A 5381-nucleotide genomic window follows, 5' to 3' on the forward strand; every position below is an offset into this window, starting at 1 on the left:
GCGGCTCGGGGGGGCCGGGCCGCCCCCCCGCCGGACCGGCTCAGCCCAGCTCGTAGTCGAAGGCGTACGCGACGGACGGCTCGCCGTGCGCGGCGGTGAAGCCGCCCGTCCCCCGCAGCCCGGCCAGCTCACCGGTGGCCGAGCCGGGCACCACCTCGAAGACGCAGCGCACGGCGCCCTTCTCGTCGAAGGTGCCGTGCTCGGCGAGCACGAAGGAGCCCGCGCGCCCGTCGAGGGCGCCGGAGACCAGCTCGTGGCCGGTGAAGCTCCCGGCGGAGCCGGGCTCTCCCGCGGTGTAGACGATGGTGTACGCGCACGAGGTCCCGGTGGCCTCGATGCCGCCGGTGAAGTGGTTGGTGACGACGGCGGAGGCCAGCTTCGGGCCGCTCCCCGCGCCTTCGCCGCCGCCGGTCTCGGCGACGACCTTCTCCTGCCAGTCGGCGAAGGTGAAGCTGCCGGTGGTGTGCGTGGTCATGGAACTCCTCACAGGGGGCGCCGCGGGCCCTTCCCGCGCCGGCCGCCACCACTGTCCCGCCCGTACCTGACACCTCTTGTCAGGTACGGGCGGCAGACTGTCGCCATGCGCGCCGACCGCCTCCTGCAGATGCTCCTGCTGCTCCAGAACCGGGGCCGGATGACCGCACCGGAACTCGCCGCAGAGCTGGAGGTCTCGGTCCGCACCGTCTACCGCGACGCCGAGGCGCTCGTCGCCTCCGGCGTGCCGCTGACCGCCGGGCGGGGACCTGAGGGCGGCTACCGCCTGATGGAGGGCTACCGCACCCGGCTGACCGGCCTCACCGGCGAGGAGGCCGACTCCCTGTGGCTCGCCGGGATGCCGGGTGCGGCGGCCGAACTGGGGCTGGGAGCCGAACTGGCGACCGCCCAGCTCAAGCTGCGCGCCGCGCTCCCCGCGCAGCTCGCCGAGCGCACCCGGCGCGTCTCCGAGCGCTTCCACCTCGACGCCCCGGCCTGGTTCCGGGACGCCGACCCCGTACCGCACCTGGCGCGCGCGGCCGAGGCCGTCTGGGAGCAGCGGACGCTGCGCGTGCGCTACCGCCGCTGGAAGGGCGAGGTGCGCCGCGAACTGCATCCGCTCGGGCTCGTCCTCAAGGGCGGCATCTGGTACCTCGTCGCCCGGTCCGCTCCCGGTCCGGAAGACGGCGGTGGAACCCGGCCGGGCGAGGAGGTGCGCACCTACCGGGTCTCGCGCGTCCTCGCCCTCGACGGGCCGGGCGAGCGCTTCGAACGGCCCGCCGGCTTCGGCCTGGCGGCGTACTGGGCCGAGACCACGGGGCGCCTGGAGACCGGCCGACTGCGGGACGAGGCGCTGCTGCGGCTCTCCCCGCGCGGCCTGCGGCTGCTGCCCGTGCTGTTCGGCGCGGTGGGCGCGAGGGCGGCCCGTGAGGCGGGCGGGCCGGACGGCGACGGCTGGGTGCGGGTGCTCCTCCCCGTGGAGAGCACCCCTGTGGCGGTGAGCGACCTGCTCCGGCTCGGCGCGGAGGCGGAGGTGCTCGGCCCGGCCGGGCTGCGCGCGGCGGTGGCGCGGGAGGTGGAGGCGCTGGCGAGCAGGTACGGACGAGGCACCGGCGAGAGCGCCTGAGGGCCGCGGCGGCCCTTGGCGGTTAGCGTCAGAGGACGGCGCGGGAAGTGCTTCCGCGCCACCGGTACCGGCACCACCGCACAGGAGAGCCCGTGGCGGAGCATCGGCAGGAGACGGGGGCGGCGGGGGAGGAGGGGAGCGCGGCGGGCGAGTCGCTGCCGACCAGGATCGGCCAGGCGGTCATCCTGCACCGCGGCGGGGACCGGGAGGAGGCGCGCAACCGGCTGGCGCGCCTGTGGGAGGAGACGGGCGAGGACGGCGCCCCGTTCCACCGCTGCGCCATCGCCCACTACCTGGCCGGCGCCCAGGACGATCCCGCGGCCGGGATCGAGTGGGACCGGCGCGCCCTGGCCGTCGCGGAGCCCCGGGCCGGGGACCGGACGGCCGTGCGGGCCCTGCTTCCCTCGCTCCATCTGAGCCTGGCCGCCGGCCACGCCGGGCTCGGTGACCGCACCGCCGCCCGGCGCGAACTGGCCCGGGCCCGTGCGACGGCCGAGGAGTTGCCCGAGGACGCGTACGGGGCGGGCGTCAGAGCCGCCATCGGAAGTCTGGCGCGGCGACTGGCGGTTGCCGGCGGGCCGCCGGATCAGTCGCCGTAGACCTGGCGGCAGGTCCGGGCCGGTTCGCCGTCCGCGGCCCAGCCGCCGTACGCCTCCCCGAGCCCGCACACGTCCGGGCCGGGCCGCCGGGCGGTGCTGCCGGAGGTGCGCCCCGGCCGGGGGGAGACGGAGGGGAGGCGCTCGCCCTGCGGCCGTCGGGGCGCCGGACGGGCGGTGGGCCGGCGGGCCGGGGCGGACGGGGAGAGGGCACCGGAGCGGGGCCGGGAGGGGGCGCCGGGGCTCTCCGGGCCGTCCTCGACCCTGGTGAGGGCCTCCCGTGGCGGGCCGGGGGTCCGCGGTGGTTCGGTGTCCCGCCGCGGCAGGGCGGGGCCGCTGGGCCGGGGAGGCGGCCCGCTCTCCTCCGGCCGCTGACCGCCCGCCACCGTGACGCACCCCGAGACGGCCGCCAGGGCGGCTCCGGCCAGGATCAGGGCACTCCTCACATGTCGCACCCGGCCCACTGTGCTGTACCGCGCGGCCGCCGGGAACTCCCCGCAGGAGTGATGCGAGTGGCTCATGTGTTTCCCGTGCCCGGTGTGGCAAACGCGCCCTGTGCGACAGTGATCGTCCCCGCCCGCCCCCGCCCTGCGTACCGCCGCGTATGCTGCCGGTCCGGGGGGAACACGGGACGGCGGCGGAACGGCCGTGCCCGAGCGCCCCGGACAGCGCCGGACGGCGCCGGAGTGACGGCGAAACCAAGGGGGTCCCCGTGAAGGTCGCAGTGATCGGCCTCGGCGACATCGCGCAGAAGGCGTATCTGCCGGTGCTCACCGCCCGGCCGGGGCTGGAGCTCCATCTGCACACCCGCACCGGCGCCACCCTGGAGCGGACGGCCGAGGCCCACCGGATCCCCGGCCCGCAGCGGCACACGGATCTGGACGGACTGATCGCGGCCGGCCCCGACGCGGCCTTCGTCCACGCTCCGACGGCCGAGCACCCCGCGATCGTCGCCCGGCTGCTGGAGGCCGGGGTGCCCACCTACGTCGACAAGCCGCTGGCCTACACCCTGGCCGAGTCCGAGTACCTGGTGCGCCTGGCCGGCCGGCGGCGCGTCCCGCTCGCCGTCGGTTTCAACCGCCGCCACGCACCCGGCTACGTCCAGTGCCTGGAGCACCCGCGCGATCTGATCCTGATGCAGAAGAACCGCGTCGGGCTGGCCGCGGACCCGCGCGAGGTGGTCTACGACGACTTCATCCACGTCGTCGACACCCTCCGCTTCCTGCTGCCCGGGCAGGCCGGGCACATCGACGTCCGCGCCCGGGTCAGGGACGGGCTCCTGCACCACGTGGTGCTCCAGATGTCCGGCGACGGCTTCACCGCGATCGGGGCCATGAACCGCATGAGCGGCAGCGCCGAGGAGATCCTGGAGGTCTCCGGGCGGGACGCCAGGCGCCAGGTGTTCAACCTCGCCGAGATCGTCGACCACAAGGGCCAGCCCAGCATCCGCCGGCGCGGGGACTGGGTGCCGGTGGCCCGCCAGCGCGGCATCGAGCAGACCGCCTCGGCCTTCCTCGACGCCGTGCGCGCCGGGCGGCACCTGGACGCCGAGGACGCGCTGCGCACCCACGAGCTGTGCGAGCGGGTCGTCACCGCCGTGCTGGAGCAGGCCGGGTAGCCGCCTCCCGCCCCCCTGGCCGGCTTCCGCGCGGCCCGTGCCGGAAACGGCGCCCCGCCGCCACGGCCGCCGCCGACAGCAGCGAGCCCAGCGCGGCGGCGGCGACCCAGTCGCCGAACCGGACGTAGACGGTGGCGCCCGAGGCGAGCGGCACCTCGTGGACGGCGGATCCGCTCACCCCGGTGCCCAGCCGCCCGCCCACCGGCTCGCCGCGCGGGCCGTACGCCGCGCTCACCCCCGTCAGCGTGGCGTGCACCATCGGCCGTCCGCTCTCCGCGGCCCGCAGCGCCGCCAGGGAGGCGTGCTGGGACGGTGCCCAGCTGTCCTGGAAGGTGGAGGTCGCCGACTGGGCGACGAGCAGATCCGCGCCGTCGCGCACCAGCGCCCGGCCGGTGTCGGGGAAGGCCGACTCGAAGCACACCACCGGGCCGGTACGCACCGGTCCGGTGTCCATCACCACTGGCGCGTCACCCCGTCCGCGGTCCTCCTCGGCCGCCTCGCCCACCGCGGTCGCCCAGCCCAGCAGGGAACGGGCCGGCACGTACTCGCCGAACGGCACCAGCCGCATCTTGTCGTAGCGCTCCCCGGTGGGCCCCCGCGGGCCCACCAGCACCGAGCTCTTGAAGATCCCCGGCCCGCCCGAGCGCCGCGCGTCCACGTTCACCAGCAGCGGCGCCCCGACCCGCGCCGACAGTGCCGCCAGCCGCTCCCGCAGGTCCGGGCGGCCCTCCAGGTCGTAGCCGACGCTGCTCTCGCCCCACACGACCAGGTCCACCTCCCGGCCCGCCAGGGCGCCGGTCAGCCGCTCGCCGGCGTCGAAACGCGCCCCGGCCCCGTCGACCACACCCGGCTGTACCACCGCGACACGGGCGGTGCCCGACGGCCGCGGCAGCGGCGCCCACGCCCAGGCCGCGGCAGGGACCAGTACGCACACCGCCGCCGCGGCCGCGGCGGCCCGCCGTGCGCCGGGCACCGCGACCAGCGCCGCCAGCGCGGTGTTCGCCGCCACCACCCACACGGTGACCAGCCACACCCCGCCCAGCGAGGCCAGCCGCAGCGCGGGCGGCACCTGCCACTGGCTCGCCCCCAGCAGTGCCCACGGCCCGCCCAGGTACTCCCAGGAGCGCACCAGCTCGATCACGAGCCAGGCCGAGGGCACCAGTACCATCGCCGCCACCCGGCCGGGAGCCGGCGCCCCCGCCAGCAGCCGCCGCACCAGCCACCCCCACGGGGCCCACAGCAGCCCCATCAGGGCCGCCACCACCACGAGAAAGGCGTGCAGACTCGGCGCCAGCCAGTGATGGGTGGCCAGCAGGAAACCGGTGCCGCCCAGCCAGCCCTCCACGGCGGCACGCCGCCCGCTGCCCGCCGTACGGAGCAGCAGCAGCCACGGGACCAGCGCGGCGTAGGCCCACCACCACAGCGACGGGGCGGGAAAGGACAGGGCGGGCAGCGCACCCGCCGCGAGCGCGAGCGCCCCGCGCCGCCACCCGGGCCCTGCGGACATCCGCATGCAGCGCCTCCCTCGCCTCGGCCGTCCGGTGCGGAAATCCCCACCGCACCGGAC

6 protein-coding genes are annotated in these 5381 nt (G+C 77.0%); 3 read left to right on the top strand and 3 right to left on the bottom strand.

What is annotated here, in order from left to right:
- Nucleotides 1–40: 40 nt before the first annotated feature.
- A complete protein-coding gene (locus AC2CJA_RS23620; RefSeq protein ID WP_484604701.1) occupies nucleotides 41–475 on the bottom strand; it encodes a DUF3224 domain-containing protein in 435 nt (144 codons plus the stop codon).
- A 105-nt stretch (nucleotides 476–580) separates the two neighbouring features.
- Here AC2CJA_RS23620 and AC2CJA_RS23625 point away from each other — a divergent pair, with 105 nt between their 5' ends.
- Both AC2CJA_RS23625 and AC2CJA_RS23630 read left to right on the top strand, forming a co-directional pair.
- Nucleotides 581–1600 (top strand): helix-turn-helix transcriptional regulator, encoded by a 1020-nt coding sequence (locus AC2CJA_RS23625; RefSeq protein WP_484604702.1) that lies wholly within the window; start codon nucleotides 581–583, stop codon nucleotides 1598–1600.
- A 92-nt stretch (nucleotides 1601–1692) separates the two neighbouring features.
- A complete protein-coding gene (locus AC2CJA_RS23630; RefSeq protein WP_484604703.1) occupies nucleotides 1693–2199 on the top strand; it encodes a hypothetical protein in 507 nt (168 codons plus the stop codon).
- Here AC2CJA_RS23630 and AC2CJA_RS23635 read toward each other — a convergent pair.
- Complete coding sequence (locus tag AC2CJA_RS23635; protein WP_484604704.1) at nucleotides 2187–2642, bottom strand: hypothetical protein; 456 nt, start codon at nucleotides 2640–2642, stop codon at nucleotides 2187–2189. The two genes, AC2CJA_RS23630 and AC2CJA_RS23635, sit on opposite strands and share 13 nt — an antisense overlap.
- Nucleotides 2643–2908: 266 nt before the next feature.
- On the opposite strand from AC2CJA_RS23635, the gene AC2CJA_RS23640 reads away from it, so the two are divergent.
- A complete protein-coding gene (locus AC2CJA_RS23640; RefSeq protein WP_484604705.1) occupies nucleotides 2909–3814 on the top strand; it encodes a Gfo/Idh/MocA family protein in 906 nt (301 codons plus the stop codon).
- On the opposite strand, the gene lnt is transcribed toward AC2CJA_RS23640, so the two are convergent.
- Nucleotides 3786–5327 carry an apolipoprotein N-acyltransferase gene (gene lnt, locus AC2CJA_RS23645; RefSeq protein ID WP_484604706.1) on the bottom strand — a complete coding sequence of 514 codons (1542 nt, stop codon included), beginning with the start codon at nucleotides 5325–5327 and terminating at the stop codon, nucleotides 3786–3788. The genes AC2CJA_RS23640 and lnt overlap by 29 nt on opposite strands.
- Nucleotides 5328–5381 lie beyond the last annotated feature (54 nt).

The organism is Streptomyces sp. ATLC9 (assembly GCF_057196705.1).

Excerpts from the sequence above, each read along its gene's own strand:
- AC2CJA_RS23620 (WP_484604701.1), bottom strand. The coding sequence starts at position 475 with ATGACCACGCACACCACCGGCAGCTTCACCTTCGCCGACTGGCAGGAG.
- AC2CJA_RS23625 (WP_484604702.1), top strand. The coding sequence starts at position 581 with ATGCGCGCCGACCGCCTCCTGCAGATGCTCCTGCTGCTCCAGAACCGG.
- lnt (WP_484604706.1), bottom strand. The coding sequence starts at position 5,327 with ATGCGGATGTCCGCAGGGCCCGGGTGGCGGCGCGGGGCGCTCGCGCTC.